Source organism: Halobacillus litoralis (genome assembly GCF_020524025.1).
Classification (GTDB): Bacteria; Bacillota; Bacilli; order Bacillales; family Halobacillaceae; genus Halobacillus; species Halobacillus litoralis_D.
Map to the genome: position 1 here is coordinate 213,641 of NZ_JAIVKN010000002.1, position 15,431 is coordinate 229,071.

14 protein-coding genes are annotated in these 15,431 nt (G+C 43.1%); 5 read left to right on the forward strand and 9 right to left on the reverse strand.

Annotated features, from left to right (window positions below):
- Positions 1 to 31: 31 nt before the first annotated feature.
- The gene (locus LC036_RS07820; protein WP_226580661.1) at positions 32 to 2,794 is read left to right on the forward strand and encodes an alpha-amylase family glycosyl hydrolase; all 2,763 of its coding nucleotides are present in this window, start codon (positions 32 to 34) and stop codon (positions 2,792 to 2,794) included.
- 33 nt (positions 2,795 to 2,827) lie between these two features.
- Here the strand turns inward: LC036_RS07820 and LC036_RS07825 are convergent, their stop codons facing one another.
- From LC036_RS07825 to LC036_RS07840, 4 genes are all read right to left on the reverse strand, one after another.
- Positions 2,828 to 3,292, reverse strand: a complete 465-nt coding sequence (locus LC036_RS07825; protein WP_226580664.1) for a hypothetical protein — start codon at positions 3,290 to 3,292, stop codon at positions 2,828 to 2,830.
- Positions 3,293 to 3,370: 78 nt separating this feature from the next.
- Positions 3,371 to 4,390: a YecA family protein gene (locus tag LC036_RS07830; protein ID WP_226580667.1), complete on the reverse strand. Its 1,020-nt coding sequence runs from the start codon at positions 4,388 to 4,390 to the stop codon at positions 3,371 to 3,373.
- A 228-nt stretch (positions 4,391 to 4,618) separates the two neighbouring features.
- Positions 4,619 to 5,986 carry an ABC transporter permease gene (locus LC036_RS07835; protein ID WP_226580670.1) on the reverse strand — a complete coding sequence of 456 codons (1,368 nt, stop codon included), beginning with the start codon at positions 5,984 to 5,986 and terminating at the stop codon, positions 4,619 to 4,621.
- Entirely contained in the window at positions 5,983 to 6,681 is a 699-nt protein-coding gene (locus tag LC036_RS07840; RefSeq protein WP_226580673.1) for an ABC transporter ATP-binding protein, read from the reverse strand. The genes LC036_RS07835 and LC036_RS07840 overlap by 4 nt, the downstream gene beginning before the upstream one ends.
- Before the next feature lie 160 nt (positions 6,682 to 6,841).
- Between LC036_RS07840 and LC036_RS07845 the strand changes: the two genes are divergently transcribed.
- The gene (locus tag LC036_RS07845) at positions 6,842 to 7,090 is read left to right on the forward strand and encodes a hypothetical protein (protein ID WP_226580677.1); all 249 of its coding nucleotides are present in this window, start codon (positions 6,842 to 6,844) and stop codon (positions 7,088 to 7,090) included.
- An 86-nt stretch (positions 7,091 to 7,176) separates the two neighbouring features.
- On the opposite strand, the gene LC036_RS07850 is transcribed toward LC036_RS07845, so the two are convergent.
- Positions 7,177 to 8,214 (reverse strand): LacI family DNA-binding transcriptional regulator, encoded by a 1,038-nt coding sequence (locus LC036_RS07850; protein WP_226580681.1) that lies wholly within the window; start codon positions 8,212 to 8,214, stop codon positions 7,177 to 7,179.
- Positions 8,215 to 8,306: 92 nt separating this feature from the next.
- On the opposite strand from LC036_RS07850, the gene LC036_RS18490 reads away from it, so the two are divergent.
- Together LC036_RS18490 and LC036_RS07855 are read left to right on the forward strand one after the other, a co-directional pair.
- Complete coding sequence (locus LC036_RS18490; RefSeq protein WP_264188193.1) at positions 8,307 to 8,441, forward strand: hypothetical protein; 135 nt, start codon at positions 8,307 to 8,309, stop codon at positions 8,439 to 8,441.
- Positions 8,442 to 8,523: 82 nt separating this feature from the next.
- Positions 8,524 to 10,266: a glycoside hydrolase family 13 protein gene (locus LC036_RS07855; RefSeq protein WP_226580684.1), complete on the forward strand. Its 1,743-nt coding sequence runs from the start codon at positions 8,524 to 8,526 to the stop codon at positions 10,264 to 10,266.
- Positions 10,267 to 10,360: 94 nt separating this feature from the next.
- On the opposite strand, the gene LC036_RS07860 is transcribed toward LC036_RS07855, so the two are convergent.
- The 4 genes from LC036_RS07860 to LC036_RS07875 all read right to left on the reverse strand — a co-directional run bounded on the left by LC036_RS07860 (position 10,361) and on the right by LC036_RS07875 (position 13,899).
- A complete protein-coding gene (locus LC036_RS07860; RefSeq protein WP_226580686.1) occupies positions 10,361 to 11,311 on the reverse strand; it encodes an ArsA family ATPase in 951 nt (316 codons plus the stop codon).
- A gap of 12 nt (positions 11,312 to 11,323) precedes the next feature.
- Positions 11,324 to 11,581, reverse strand: coding sequence for a cory-CC-star protein (locus LC036_RS07865; RefSeq protein ID WP_226582452.1), 258 nt, complete (start codon positions 11,579 to 11,581; stop codon positions 11,324 to 11,326).
- A gap of 18 nt (positions 11,582 to 11,599) precedes the next feature.
- Positions 11,600 to 11,983, reverse strand: coding sequence for a hypothetical protein (locus tag LC036_RS07870; protein ID WP_226580690.1), 384 nt, complete (start codon positions 11,981 to 11,983; stop codon positions 11,600 to 11,602).
- A gap of 179 nt (positions 11,984 to 12,162) precedes the next feature.
- Positions 12,163 to 13,899, reverse strand: a complete 1,737-nt coding sequence (locus LC036_RS07875) for a carbon starvation protein A (RefSeq protein WP_226580693.1) — start codon at positions 13,897 to 13,899, stop codon at positions 12,163 to 12,165.
- Between the two features lie 547 nt (positions 13,900 to 14,446).
- Here LC036_RS07875 and LC036_RS07880 point away from each other — a divergent pair.
- Positions 14,447 to 15,412 carry a sodium:calcium antiporter gene (locus LC036_RS07880; RefSeq protein ID WP_226580696.1) on the forward strand — a complete coding sequence of 322 codons (966 nt, stop codon included), beginning with the start codon at positions 14,447 to 14,449 and terminating at the stop codon, positions 15,410 to 15,412.
- Positions 15,413 to 15,431: the final 19 nt, after the last annotated feature.

Here is a 15,431-nt window from a genome sequence, read left to right on the forward strand (position 1 = left end):
TCACATATATTAACAGAAAGAAGGGATGTACGTGTCGAAGAAAACATGGATTTGGTTTATAGGGGTGACCCTTTTATTTTTAACATTTATGCAACCGGTTGCATTAAATGTTCATGCCGATGCCAAAACCTATGATCAAGTGGTTCTTCGCGGAAGTGCGGATTCACTGGACTGGAGCTCAAATGACCATCCTCTCCATTACGATGAAGCCGAGGGTGTGTGGCTCAGCGCCCCCGTTTCTTTAGAAGGCGGAAAAACGACAGAGTATAAGTTTGTTTATGACGGTAACTGGATGCCGGGGGCAAACTTAGAGGTGACAGCCCCTCAGGATGCCGATTACATTTTCGCTTTTTATCCTGAGAATGAACGCAAAGTTGATATCCGCCTGGCTGATACGTATGAAGCGAGTGTGACCTTAGAATTGACCGTGCCTGAGGGTACACCTGAATGGGTAACACCTACGATCGCTTCAAGTAAAAATGACTTCCATTATACGGCAAGTCCGATGGAAAAAGCAGGCGAAGATACTTACTCCGTTCAAGTGGTAGGAAATACAGGAGAAGAAATCTCCTATTTTTACAGCTTAGCAGGTGAAGCTTATAAGGAAGACCGTAAGCAGCCACGAACGGTTACCTTAACAGAGGATGCTCAAGTTCAGGAGGATGCTGTGGACAAATGGAAGACCATTCCGGTTGCCCAGTCCGTGACGCATGACTTTAATCATGATCCTTATACGCCCGCCAAAAATGATGATGTAACGGTCTCTGTTACGGTGGAACACTTCGGTCCGATTGATCAAGGGGCTGTCTATTATACGACGGATGGCAGCACCCCTGTTGGAAAACGCGGTTCTGTTGATAATGGATCGCTCTCTACCCTTACGATTAAAGAAACATCCGAAAATGCCAACGGACTAAAGACATCCCAGCTTGAAGGAACCATTCCCTCACAGAAAAATGGCACACGAGTGAAGTATAAAATAGACGTTTGGAATAGTGAGAGTGCTGGATCACAATTTGCAGATAACAATGTGCTTGCTCCTGATGAAGCGACTGAATTTGCCTACTACGTCGATGATTTCCAGTCCCCCGATTGGGCTAAAGAAGCGGTGATCTATCAGGTATTTGTTGATCGGTTCCGGGATGGAAGTGAAAAGAACAATACGTCTGTAGACGCTGATGCCCCTCTTGATGAGCGGTTAAAAGGCTGGATGGGTGGAGACCTGCAGGGAGTCATTGAGAAAATCGACTATATTGATGATCTCGGTGTAAATACACTTTGGATTTCCCCTATTTATGAAGGACCTTATTCCCATGGGTACCATCCTACAGATTTTATGAATATTGACCCTCGATTTGGAAGCAATGATTTGATGAAGGAACTTGTAAAAGAAGCCCACAAAAGAGAGATGAGAGTTGTCTATGACCTTGTTCCGAACCATACTTCTAATCAGCATGAATTTTTCCAGGATGCTCTGGAAAAAGGGGAGACAAGTGTCTACTATGACTGGTATACCTTTATCAAATGGCCGGATGAATACGAAACGTTTTACAGTGTTAAGGAACTCCCTGAGTTGAACAATGACAACCCTGAAACACGGGCATATATGCTTGATGAAGTGGTTCCATTCTGGATGGAGGAAATCGGTGTGGATGGTTTCCGTCTTGATTATGCGAAAGGACCAAGTCAAAGCTTCTGGGTCGACTTCCGTCATAAAGTGAAGTCGCTCGATTCTGACGCGTTTATCTTTGGTGAGATCTGGGACAGCTTAGAAACCATTGATTCTTACACAGGTAAGCTGGATGGAGCCATAGACTTCGAAACGCAGTCAGCAATTTACGAAGCTTTTATTAATGATGGATCCATGAATCAGCTGGGAGACTCTCTTGAGACGATTTATGAAACCTACGGAGATGAATACATTGGAGCCACCTTCCTCGACAGTCACGACATGCCACGCTTTATCTATGAAGCAGATGGGGATGTGACTACAATGAAAAATGCGGCTGCTCTGCAGTTTGCACTGCCGGGGGCTCCTATCATCTATTATGGGGATGAAGTAGGCTTATCCCAAAGCGGTGATCACAATGATGTGAAAGAATGGAAGGACCGCTATTACCGTGAAATGATGATTTGGGATAAAGATAAGCAGAATAAAGATTTGAAATCTCATTACAAGACGTTGATTGATGCTCGAGATGACCATCCTGCATTGACACACGGAGATTTTAAAGTGATCTATTCCGATGATGACATCCTTATTTTTGAACGTTCTGAACCTAACGACAAAGTAGTTACAGTCATCAATAAAGGAGAGCAGGACAGAAACCTGGACTTGATTGAACTCTACAATCAAAAGACACCAAATAAAGTCCAGTTGAAATCGCTGCTTGGCAAAGAGAAGCTGAAAAGTCATAAAGGATCATTAGAAATGACGATTGAGGCAGATTCTGTTGAAGTTTATGACGTAAAAGGCAAGCTGCGCTATGAAGAACCATCAGAAGAAAAGAAATATTCCAAAGTGGTGTTAAGAGGTTCTGCTCCTCTTAACTGGGAAACAGACCAGTATATGTTGACGTTTGATGAAAAGGATCTCGTCTGGAAAAGTGGGCCGGTTTCACTAACAGCGGGCGAAACTGTAGAATATAAGTTTGTCCGTGACGGGGAATGGCTGGAGGGAAACAATTTAACCTTCACTCCGCCTTCTACGGGTGAATATATGTTTATTTTTGACCCACAAGATGAGTATGAGATAGAAGTACTGCCACTTGCCCAGGCTGCTGAAGCATCCTGACCGAAAAGCCTCCTGACAATAGTCAGGAGGCTTTTACTTTTGATAATCCCATAAGATTTTCCACTTGCTCTTTTCCTTTGTCACATACACATCCTGATGAAGTCTGAACTGCCCATACTTCCCTTTAAAGGTCTGAATGACTGTCATAAAATAGACATCCTTAACAGGTTTAGCCCCTTTCTCCATCGTCCACTGATCAAGATGGGTCACCTCTCCAATAGTAAATGTAAAGGTCTCAACGCCGAAATGGTTCATAAAAACATGGGCACGATCCTGTATGTAATGCCCTTTATCAAATTTCTTTTTCATCTCTGAATGAAGAAGTCCCCAGGAATCTGCGAATTTCGCCTCTTGTTCATAGAGGTAGAATTGTTCCACCGTCCCTTCTGCTTCATGGCCGGGACGTGTCATTACGAAAAAAGTAATCGCAATCGCTGCGATTAAAGCAACGATAAGCAAGAGCGAGATGAGGACAATCGGTGTATTACTTTTCTTCATGTGGACCCCCTCCCCCTATACGATATGCAGGGAGGAAGAAAAAAAGAGCGCCCATTAAAGAGCACTCCCGTTTCTTACTTATTCCTTCTGGTCCAAAAACTGATTGATCTGGGTGATCCGCTTGCTCATGCTGCCTGCGCTCACATCGTATTTTTCTGCGACAGCTTTCTTCGTCACTTTCTCAGGCTCCGAACGGAAATAGGACGTACTGCGGTAGATGTGTTCTAAAGCGGCTGTCACGACTTCCGGCTTACGGAATGTCGGCTTCTCCTGTTGTTTATATGTTTCCCAGCTCTCTTTCAGCTGATCAAAAGCAGGCTCAGCCTTCAATTCACGATCCAGAAGATCAAGCACTTCATCACCTTCGGAATTTTCGTCTTCCTGTTCAGCGGATACGTCCTGATCTTCCTCACCGTTCATATACATCCATTTTCTCAACTGTTCAATCAACGTACGCTGCATATATTGATTAACATTGGCATCAGATGCCTTCGCAAACTCACTCTCCAGCTCTTCACGGAAGACTTGATAAGCCTTCGCATAGTTAGGAATTGCCAGTGGCACAAAATTGTAGACAGGGCCCCACTTCAAAAGAACACCGATACAATAAGGCATATGTCCGTAGTTTTCTTCTTTCAACGGAATTCCGTCCCTTTTCACTTCGTATCTCTCACCACTCCATACGTCAACAACGGTAACGGTCTGCTCCGTCTGAGTCTCTTGAATCTCAAACAGGCTCACGTGCGGAGACTTCCAAGCTTCCATTGTAGCCATTGTTGCAGGACGGATAATTTTGTCTTTTTTCTTCTCCAGGAATTCATCATATAACGTAGAGCCATCTTCCTGCTTGTCCATAAATACACCTTGGACCATACGGAAGGCTGCTTCCACTTCCTCTTCCTGTGTTTCCCGGTTATCCGTCGGAGTGACGTTCGGGTAATTGCGGTTCACATAAGCCATAAAGTGACTGTAATGGTTTTTCAGTTCTTCATGAAGACTTTCTGAACCAATGCCCTCATCACTTTTATTCATACAGCATTTCTTATATTTTTTCCCACTTCCACAATGGCATGGGTCATTACGTTTTATCTTACTCATATAAATCCCTCTCCTAATTGTTTAAACATCAACTCTACTAGGGTACCGAATATTCCTCCAACATGCAAAAAAACTAGGAAAAAGGGACGAAAAAAACTCTAAAAACCCAATATTTAATGATGACCGCCTTCCATTCAGGTCATTTTCAGGTCTATTCGCTCAACTAAGCTCACTCATGAATAAAAAAGCCCATCAAACATTCACTAGAATAACTGATCGGTTCTTCCATTACACATCTCTTCGTAACGCCCGCAGGACATCAATTCTTGTTGCTTTTGCCGCCGGCTTCATCCCAGACAACATCGCTACACCAACACTAAGGGCCAGGCAGATCAGCGCCATATAAGGAGGGATATAGGAAAGCTGAATTACAGTGTCCGGAGTTTCATTGAACACACGCTGAATAACAAACGGTAAAATCTGGTTGATTCCAGTACTGATTAAATACGCCGCAACTACGCCTGCAACAGCCCCCATAAGACCAATATAGCCGCTCTCCATAAGAAAGATACTCTTAATCATGCGCGGATGTCCACCGATCGCCTTCATGATACCAATATCCTGTGTTCGCTCTGTAACCGCCATGGACATCGTATTATAAATACCAATCGAAGCAATTAAAAGGGCAATCGTTCCTACAATAATGAGACCAACCTTGATGACTGCAAATACGACGTTCACCTGATCAACTTCCTCGGTAACCGAATAGATTTGATACCCTTCATCCTTTAACTGCTGAGATAAAGACTCGACCTTTTCCATATTTTCAGCAATGACTTTCACATCGTTAAATGTCCGCTGCTCCTCTTGATTTCTTAACATCTCTACTTCCTTTTCACTCATCTCAGGGGTAATCAGACTTCCATTTTCGGTTCCTGTAAACGCCTCGATCTTGGCAAGTACATCTTCGGATATGTAAACATCATCACTTTTCTGCCAGTCGCGGGAAGGGGGTTCCATAATTCCAACAACCGTCACTGGGAATCTTTCACTTACCTGCTGCCCATCTTTTAACTGCTCCACTTCAAGTTCTACCGTTGCATTGAGCAGACTCTGACTAATCCGGTACTCCTCCTTTACCACCCCTTCTTCGTTAAACAACTCGGCTGAGACATCGGCGCTTTCTGGATATAAAAACTGATTTAAATGGTAGCCTACGAGGACTTCGTTCTCTGTTTGAGGCATTCGGCCTTCAGAAAGTTCCAAACCAGATTTTTTCTCAGAAGAAAAATCGACCGCACTGACATTGGACTGTCCCTCATAACCTTCAAAATGGACCATCGGGGAGTTTTGGATGACAATTTTATGAGACACAGTTCTCACATCTTCCATTTCTTTAAATAATTCAATATCCTGTTTTGTAATTTCAGGAGTATCTCCTTCTTCAACCTCGGATTTTGCGTATATGGAAATTTCCGTTATGTCACGGTCCTGCATCATATCCTGAACAATAAACCGCTGCGCTCCAAACCCAATGGAGGCTAAAACAATCAGGAACGCACATCCAATCGCCGTTGCTAAGATCGTCATCCATACACGCGATTTATTTTTCTTCATGTTTTGTCTGATAAATTGAAAGCGGTCTATCCACTTCATCGGGCCACCGCCTTTTTACTTGCACGTAACCTGCCGTCTTCAAAACGGATGGTGCGGTCAGCAATAGCTGCTACCTCTTCATCGTGAGTAATGATAACAAACGTAATGTTCTCTTCCTTATTGAGCTTCTGAATCATGGAAAGTAATTCCGCTTCTGTTTCCTGATCCAGACTCCCAGTCGGTTCGTCAGCGAGAATAATCGGTGGATGAGCAATGAGGGCACGTGCTACAGAGACGCGCTGCTGCTGGCCTCCGGAAAGCTCTGAAGGGTAATGATCCCGAATGGAAGCGAGTCCGACCTTCTCTACCATCTCTTCCACTCTGCGGGCGCGATCTCGTTTGTCCACGCCTTTCATAACTAATGGAAGTTCGATATTTTCATAAGCCGTCATACTTTGAATGAGCTGAAAGCTTTGAAAGATGAAGCCAAGGTTATCTGAGCGGAAATCTGCCCAGTCGGACTCTTTATAATGAGTTACCTGCTCCCCTTTTATAAATAACTCCCCTTCTGTCGGTTTTATGTAGCCGCTCATCAAGTTGAGTAACGTAGATTTTCCAGAGCCACTTCGTCCAACAATAGAGACAATTTCCCCTTTTTTAATAGATAACTGGATATCTTTTAAAACAGGAACTTCCTGCTGCTTATTCTTTTTTCCTACATAAAAGGAATGCGATAGGTCTTTGACTTCAATCATGATTTACTTCCTCCCCGTTTCATCGTTCTACTTCTAAGACGACGAAAAACAGCCAGACATTTCATTTTTTTACAATTTTTTATTTTTTGCCTTATGCTCCGGAACATGTAGACCATGTTAAAATTACGTACAGTCCCATTTTCTTACTTAGGAGGATTTCATGAATCAACCAAAAAAATGGCCATGGATCGTCACTTTGATGACCGCTTTCTTTTTTACTTCCATGTTGTATGTGCAGGTTTCGACATATTCCATACTTCCTGCAAACGAGGGAGGAATGAGTTTCTGGAAGAGTTTTGGTCATATCTGGACTTCTTCCTTTTGGTTTTATGGAAGTTTCATCTCCGCTCTGTACCTTTTGTTCTTGTTTTTAACAGCTTTAATTAAACGCTATGTTAAGCCTCTATGATATTTCAAATAAGATCTCGTATTCCATAAGACCCTGCTTAAGTCTTCCATAAGCTTTGATGTAAACGAAAAAAGCCCGACTAAAGTTTAAACTTTAGTCGGACCTTCCTTTTCTTTCGTCGATAAGCGGTATTTAATATCAAACGGAACAATAATCCGTTTCGCCGGCTCTTCTTTATTTTTTACTTTTTCAATTAAACACTTGGCTGCCTGACTACCGAGACTGTAGATATGAATATCAACCGTCGTTAAAGGCGGGCGGGTCATTTCAGCTAAGTAAACGTTGTTAAAACTGACAATCGACACGTCTTCCGGCACCCGTTTATCAAACTCTTCCAGCATGTTCACAACACCAATACTCATCAAATCATCCGCAATCACCATACCAGTTGGAGGTTCTGGTAACGCAAGCAGCTGCTCCACTGCTTCCCGCCCTCCCGATTTTAAAAATTCGGTGTGAATGGTGTATTCATCCAAGCAGACAAGGTCCGCCTCTCTTAAAGCTTGCTCATATCCCCGCATTCGATCAATGGTTACCACACGTTCCTTCGATCCGCCAATAAAAGCGATACGCTCATGGCCAAGATCGATCAAATGATTGGTCACTTCTTTTCCTGCTCTTTGATTGTCATTGTCGACGTGGGTAATCTCATCTACACGTTCGGAGGGCTTACCGACAACTACAAAGGGAAAGTTCTGTTCCAGCAAAAAGTGAATAATAGCATCATTGACCTGGGAGTAAAGGAGAAGAATACCATCCGTCCGGCGGCTGTACACCATGCCTTCAACCGCTGTGAGCATTTCCTCATCCGTTTCCCCTGTACATAACATAATGGCATAATCCATCTCATGCGCAACCGCACTAATGCCTCGAAGCACTTCAGGAAAAAAAGGATTTTGCAAAGCTTTGTCTGCGCTGGACGGCAGAACGACACCAAGCGATTGAGTGGAGCGGTTGGCTAAGCTTCTCGCATTTGCATTGGGATGGTAGCCCAAATCCTTCATCGCTTTCTTGACGCGCTTTTTGGTGGCGGGGCTGATCCTTGGATGGTCCGCAATGACACGTGAGACTGTGGATGGTGCTACCCCTGCAGCTTTAGCTACTTCCTTAATAGTTACTCCCATAACGATCACCTACTATACATGTACTTAAAAAACTCATTTTTTTAACGGTCATTACAAAAAGAGAATTGGAGGCGTTTCCCCTTCGGATTCATATGTCTTCAAGGTTATCCTTTCCTACCTTTGCCTGTCAATCTGAAGACGAATGGGTGCGGTTCAGTCAGGTACCTACTCCATTAGGTAAGCCTGTAGAACGTTTTTTGAAGCCCGGGAAAATAGAAAGTCTATAACAGATGGTACAAACGTAAACAAAGAAAGAGCATGTATCCCTATAAAAAGATTACCTTCTCTGTTCAGAAAGGATGAATACTGGTGTTTAAAGAAGCAGTCTACCACCGGCCGAACAATAATGACGCTTACGCTTATGACGACAAGACGATCCATATCCGTCTGCGCACAAAGAAGAATGATATCGATAAGGTCACCCTCATTCACGGGGATCCCTATGATTGGAAGAATCAACAGTGGCAGGCAGATTTTCTTATCATGGAAAAGTCAGGCTCTGATGAGCTTTTTGATTATTGGCTGGCCGCTCTCAATCCCCCATATAGACGCCTGCGTTATTCGTTTTTATTAGAAACACCGCAAGAGAAAACAGTCTATACGGAACGGGGTTTTTACGATCATATCCCTCTCGATGATGTCGGCTGTCATTTTTGCTTCCCCTTCCTGAATGCTGTCGATGTTTTCGATGCTCCTGACTGGGTGCGGGAGACCGTTTGGTATCAGATTTTCCCCGAACGGTTTGCGAATGGTGATGCGTCTATAAATCCAAACGGGACACTTCCCTGGGATAGTGAGGCTCCTACACCTTCAAACTTCTTTGGAGGGGACTTTCAAGGCGTGATGGAACACCTGGATTACTTAACAGAGCTCGGAATCAATGGTATTTACTTCACTCCAATTTTTAAAGCGTATTCCAACCATAAATACGATACGATAGATTACATGGAGGTCGACCCTCAATTTGGGAGTAAAGAAACGTTTCGAAATTTAGTATCCGAGTGCCATAAAAGAGGAATTAAAGTGATGCTTGATGCGGTCTTCAATCACAGTGGTTATTATTTTCAACCTTTCCAGGATGTTTTGAAAAATGGCAGAGACTCCCCTTATGCTTCCTGGTTTCACCTTAAGGATCAGGAAGTTAGAACGGAACCACGTCCAAATTATGATACGTTTGCATTTGTTCCAAGCATGCCAAAACTAAATACCCAGCACCCGGAAGTAAAAGCGTACTTATTGAAGGCTGCCCGCTATTGGATTGAAGAGTTCGATATTGACGGCTGGCGTTTGGATGTTGCCAATGAAGTCGATCATGCTTTTTGGAGGGAGTTTCGTCTAACTGTTAAAAGAGCCAAGCCCGAGGCCTACATTCTGGGAGAGATCTGGCATGATTCAATGCCATGGCTGCAGGGAGACCAATTTGATGCAGTCATGAACTATCCGTTTACAAATGCTGTGGTCAATTTTTTTGCAACGAGAAAGATTACACTTGATCATTTTAGAAACCAGTTGACCAGAGTGCAGCACATGTACCCAGTATCCGTAAATGAAGTCTCCTTCAACTTATTAGACAGTCATGACACACCAAGGGTATTGACCTATACAAATGGCAGTCAAAAATCCGCACAACTCATGTACCTCTTTCAACTCTCTTATGAGGGCACACCTTGTATTTACTATGGGGATGAAGTCGGTTTAACAGGCGGCGAGGATCCTGGATGTCGAAGATGTATGGTTTGGGAAAAAGAAAAACAGAACATCGAACTCTTCACATTCATTCAGAAAATGATTGCATACAGAAAGACGGAACCAGCTTTCGGCAACGCTGGACGATTTTCGTTCCTAAATGCCGGCAGGGATGTCCTTGCTTACCGAAAAACAACAGAGCAGCAGTCTCTCCTCTTCTTACTGAACCGAAATCCCCATCCTTTAAAGCTGGCAAACAAATGGAATATAAAACGGGTCATTGATGCTGATGAGGATTTTGCAATGAATGATCAAAGCGTAGCTGTTCCCCCATATGGTTATGCCGTCTTGGAAGAGCGTGTGTAAGGAAGACATCAGCATCTTCAAAGACCTGAGCTTCCATTACCCGGGCAATTTTATGCTGCCAGTAAAAAGGTCAGTCATGTAGATGACTGACCTTTTATTTCTGCACTGAAACCAGCGATTTGAAGTGCTGTGAAAAAATTTTAAGCTGGTCCTTATCCGCTATATCCTCTTCAAACAAGGGTACGTTTACAAGACGCTGCTCTTTAAATAAGTTTTCGATCTCATCCAAATATACCTTTTCCTGTTTTCTTCTTTTCTCAAGGAACGCCCCGTCTGCATGGGACGGCAGAACCTTATTAACAATCAGCGTTTTCACATGGAGATTGTGCTGCTGTAATTGACGCACAGCTTTTTGTGTTTCTAAAATAGGCAGGCGTTCTGGTATGAGAACAAAAGCAAATCCCGTCTGTTCTGGATCCAGGATGATCTCCCTCACAGCAGAGAACTTCTCTCTTCTCTTTTGCAGGACGTCATAAATGGGATCGTCTACAGGCTCACCGTCATTCAATAGCTGGGTGTAGTTGTTGTTCATCGTCTTCCGTCTCTCCAGCATCCCATCCATCCAGACTCCCATGAGCTCTGGTAAGGTCAATAACCGAATGGTATGACCGGTAGGTGCCGTATCAAAGACAATCTTATCAAATTGATTTCCTTCTTCCAGAATAATAGAAATTAAGCGATCAAATAAAGCGGCTTCATCAGCTCCCGGAGAAGCACTGGCCATATCAATTTGTCTATGTACTTCTTCCACCATTTTCGTTTTGACAAGTCCCTCCAGATTATCCTTTACCCCTTCAATGTATCTTTTCGATTCATGATGAGGATCAATTTCAATTCCCCATAAATTTTTCATCAGATTCGTTTTCTCATGGGAAAGTGATGTATGAAAAATGTCACCAAGGTTATGTGCTGGATCTGTCGATACGACAAGAGTCTGATTTCCTTCTTCAGCAAGAGTGACAGCAAGCGCGGCGGAGGAGGTCGATTTTCCAACCCCTCCCTTTCCACCAACGAATATAATTTTATTTTCATTTATCGTTTTCACATTCTACCTCCTCTAGCAGCAGCGAATACCATCGAGTGGGGACTTCTCCATCCCCATCCTTAAGTGCCAATCATGGAATTTTTCTATAATATACGGGTAAAGCTCTAAAGTATAGTAAAATGCGGGGTTCGGAATACCGAGCATATCGGAATAGAGGAGCAGTAGAAAGAGATCCTCCTCATCCCTTAATTCCCTTGCAATCTCCTGCTTATGGGGAAGACTCAGCACTTCATCATATACTTGTAGAATTTTCTTAAACGTCTCTTTCATTTCCATCATTCTCCCCCTTTATCTCTCAAGTTTTGTTTTTAACCTTTCTTCATAATCAGCCTGACTATTCACCAGTTCCCCATCTATAAAAACAGCATTGTATTTAATATGGAATACCGTATATTTCAATGCTTTCACAAGTGTGATATTTCTTTTCTTTACGTGTCTTGTAAAATAGACAAATACAGCAAGTAGGTTTCTGGGATCAAGGAAATTAATATCGACTTCGTCTCCAAACTGTTCGTTGGTAGTTTGATAGATCACCTGTAACCGTCTCCGGTCTTCATCGTGGTGACTGAACTCATCTTCCATATGAATCAACCCATCAGGATCACTGCAAATTCCTCCGCAGCATCCCATCCCAATCTCTTTTTCAGGACGAATCATCATGACATCCACCATGGATATTCCTCCTTGATTTTAATAGAGGCTAAGAAAAAGCGCCCTTTCAGCGGTCTTGGGTTGACCACTGGGTACCAACCTTTCACACTGCCAAAAGGGCACGGATTTTTCTATATCAGTCGTGTTTTAGTCAAAAGAGGACTCCCATCCTCTTCTTTTATTAAATAAGTAGTTAGACATTACGCGCTCTTTTCAATCGAATCATTTTTATCTTTTGAGATAGCGGAAACAGCTGTTATTAATATCCAGAATGTAAAGACGAGAATGATGGCACCGAACGTAAACAGCATCCAGTCACTTCCTTCATTCCAAGGCGCCCACTCTGTCGTGACCTGATCAATCATGGCCCATAACGTCATAAACATGAGGAATACCATAGGGATGATCGTCGGCAGATAATTGCGTCCCTGCCGCTTTAACCAGATGGATATCAGCAGCAGGCTGATACCTGCAAGCAGCTGATTCGACGTCCCAAACAACGGCCATAGAAGATAGCCTCCTGATCCGAATCCTTTGGGACCTTGAGGAATCAGCGTTAAGGCTGCACTGGAAACAACTGCAGCTGTAGTGGCTACATGAGTTTTCGTTAAAGGCTTAATCTTATACTCCATCCCTAATTCCGCAATAATATAACGCATTAACCGGACAGAAGAATCCAGCGTTGTTGCAGCGAAGCTTACCACGATAACAGATACAATAGTCGCTGCTACTGAGGCTGGGATGCCAAGACCGGTAGCAAGCTGTCCGGCTCCTTGAATAAACACGCCAAGTCCTGCACCGCTTGCAGCAGCAAAACCGCTGTAGGTTGCCGTAAACTCTCCAGCTGTAGGGAAAAACGTTACGACAGCTATAATAGCAACTAAAGCAAGGGCACCTTCACCAACAGACCCTAAATACCCGACAAATCTCGCGTCTGCTTCATTATTTAACTGCTTGGATGAAGTTCCTGAAGATACTAGACCATGAAAACCAGAGATCGCTCCACATGCAATGGTGATAAAGAGGAGCGGGAACCATGAAGTGTCTGCAGAAGCATTGGTTACAGGCGCAGTGACTTCAGGGTTTGAAAACAATAAGCCAAGATATAAAAGAGCAAGACCAACAATCAACTGGTGTGAATTAATATAGTCACGCGGCTGCAATAGTTTCCATACTGGTAAGGTGGAAGCAATATACACATAAACCATCAGCACAACAATCCAGACGAAGAAAGCCATGGATGTTGCATTTAAACCAAATAACGTTGTTGCTCCTTCCCCGCCAAAATAGCGGACTAAGTCTATCTGTAACGCTGGAACATAGCTTGCTACTATGGCAGAAAGATACATAACAGCCAGTGCCACAATGGATGGCAGAAGCATCCCGCCCTGTCTTTTATACACATGGTAGCCGATCCACACGGCAAGCGGAATTTGGATAAATACAGATAGGACACTCGCTGGAAAAGAAATGAACAAGTTTGCAATAACCCAGGCAAATACGGCGTTAACCATTAATACAAGGAGTAGAATAATAAATAAGAACAACACTTTTGCTTTTTGACCGATCAACTTACTTGCAAGTGTTCCAATGGACTGCCCTTTATTTCTTACCGACAGCACTAATGTACCGAAATCATGGACGCCGGCAGCGAAGACCGTTCCAAGCAGGACCCAGAGCACAGCGGGCAGCCAGCCCCAATAAACTGCGATGGCCGGTCCTACAATCGGGGCTGCACCAGCGACAGACGTAAAATGGTGTCCCCATAAGACAAATTTGTTTGTTGGTACAAAGTCGACCCCATCTTTATATTGATGGGCAGGTGTTACATAATTTGGATCCAGACGATAGATCTTCTCTGCTATAATTTTTGAATAATAGCGATAGCCAAGAAAAAAGACAAGTCCTCCTACAACAGCCAGCCAAATACCACTCACACTAACACTCCCCTTTTATGTATACGCTTACATATTAAGGATATTATACACCATATTTCGTCAAATCTTCAATGAAATTTACAGATTTATCAGAAAATAATAAGTTTTTAAATGACCCCTTCCAGAAACCATTCATTAGATTTATAGAATGTTAGTAAAAGGTTTATGTAATGTCTCTGCCCCCCTTCTGATGCCATCTGAGAAATTCTTTATAAGTAGTCCTCTTTCAAAAAGCGCTTAAAAATCTCCCTTTTCTACCTCCATGAAAACCCTGAGGAAAAGAAATAGTCTGCAGAAAACATGGGGGTTCTCACCAACTTTTTCTTCATGCAGTAGATTTAGTTGACGTTATGCAGGGGATTCGCTATATTAATAGTAACAAGGGGAGTAGCGACCGTTGATAAAACGGCTGATAAATCGTCATTTCGGTGTATAACCTGGTTTATCAAACTATGACCATAGTACGCAAGACCTTGGCCTGAATCACGGGCCGAGGTCTTTTTTTTATGGAAGACACGGCTCAGAAAACAAAAAAGGAGACAGATTCATGATATTTCTAACATTCACAGTTTCTGCCATTATTGTAGTTCTAGCCGCCATCCAGCTCAACCGTTTTGGTGATGTAATTAGTAGAAAATCCACTTTGAGCGGTGCTGTTGTAGGAACATTTCTTATCGCTGGTGCAACTTCACTGCCTGAACTCACGACCAGCTTAACGGCCGTTTATATTGATAACCCCGATATTGCCGTTGGTAACATGCTGGGCAGTAATGTGTTTAATCTGCTTATAATAGCTGCTGTTGATACAATTTATCGAAAAAAGAAGATGTTCAACTCTATTGATCAGCAACAGCACCTTCCCGCTGCTGTTGCAGGAATCATTTTCACTTTAGTTATTGTCGCTGCTCTCATTCTGAACCTTAATATTTCCCTGTTCAATATTGGAATAGAGATGTTTATCCTCATCGCTTTATATATTGTAACGATTAAGATCTTCAACAGGCAGGAAGAGGAGGAAATGGATGAAGCGGCAGCAGTTGGTAAAGATTATTCTTTAAAGACAGCAGTCATTGGGTTTATCATTTCTGCTGTTGTGGTCTTTGCTGCCGGCAGTGCGCTTTCGATATCAGGAGATCAGATCGCCCAGCAGACAGGGATGAGCTCAAGCTTTGTGGGCAGCTTCTTAATTGCCGCCTCCACCTCTTTACCTGAACTCGTCACGGTTCTTGTCGCTTTTAAACTCGCAAACTACGGCATGGCTCTTGGTTCAATACTGGGCAGTAACTTATTTAATCTGCAATTACTAGCTGTGACAGATTTGTTTTATCGCAAAGGACCCATCTTACAGGCCCTGTCAACCACCCATCTGCCTATTGCCTTATTAAGTATTGTGATGCTTCTGCTTACTGTCTTTCTCTTAAATCGAAAACCTAAAAGGAATACCGCCCTTTACGCAGCACCGTCGTTTGCGATGATCGTTCTTTATTTCATTGCATCTTACAATATGTTTTAAAGTACATTCTTTGAACAAT

Excerpts from the sequence above, each read along its gene's own strand:
- LC036_RS07825 (WP_226580664.1), bottom strand. The coding sequence starts at position 3,292 with ATGAAGAAAAGTAATACACCGATTGTCCTCATCTCGCTCTTGCTTATC.
- LC036_RS07830 (WP_226580667.1), bottom strand. The coding sequence starts at position 4,390 with ATGAGTAAGATAAAACGTAATGACCCATGCCATTGTGGAAGTGGGAAA.
- LC036_RS07835 (WP_226580670.1), bottom strand. The coding sequence starts at position 5,986 with ATGAAGTGGATAGACCGCTTTCAATTTATCAGACAAAACATGAAGAAA.
- LC036_RS07840 (WP_226580673.1), bottom strand. The coding sequence starts at position 6,681 with ATGATTGAAGTCAAAGACCTATCGCATTCCTTTTATGTAGGAAAAAAG.
- LC036_RS07845 (WP_226580677.1), top strand. The coding sequence starts at position 6,842 with ATGAATCAACCAAAAAAATGGCCATGGATCGTCACTTTGATGACCGCT.
- LC036_RS07850 (WP_226580681.1), bottom strand. The coding sequence starts at position 8,214 with ATGGGAGTAACTATTAAGGAAGTAGCTAAAGCTGCAGGGGTAGCACCA.
- LC036_RS18490 (WP_264188193.1), top strand. The coding sequence starts at position 8,307 with ATGTCTTCAAGGTTATCCTTTCCTACCTTTGCCTGTCAATCTGAAGAC.
- LC036_RS07865 (WP_226582452.1), bottom strand. The coding sequence starts at position 11,581 with ATGAAAGAGACGTTTAAGAAAATTCTACAAGTATATGATGAAGTGCTG.
- LC036_RS07870 (WP_226580690.1), bottom strand. The coding sequence starts at position 11,983 with ATGGTGGATGTCATGATGATTCGTCCTGAAAAAGAGATTGGGATGGGA.
- LC036_RS07880 (WP_226580696.1), top strand. The coding sequence starts at position 14,447 with ATGATATTTCTAACATTCACAGTTTCTGCCATTATTGTAGTTCTAGCC.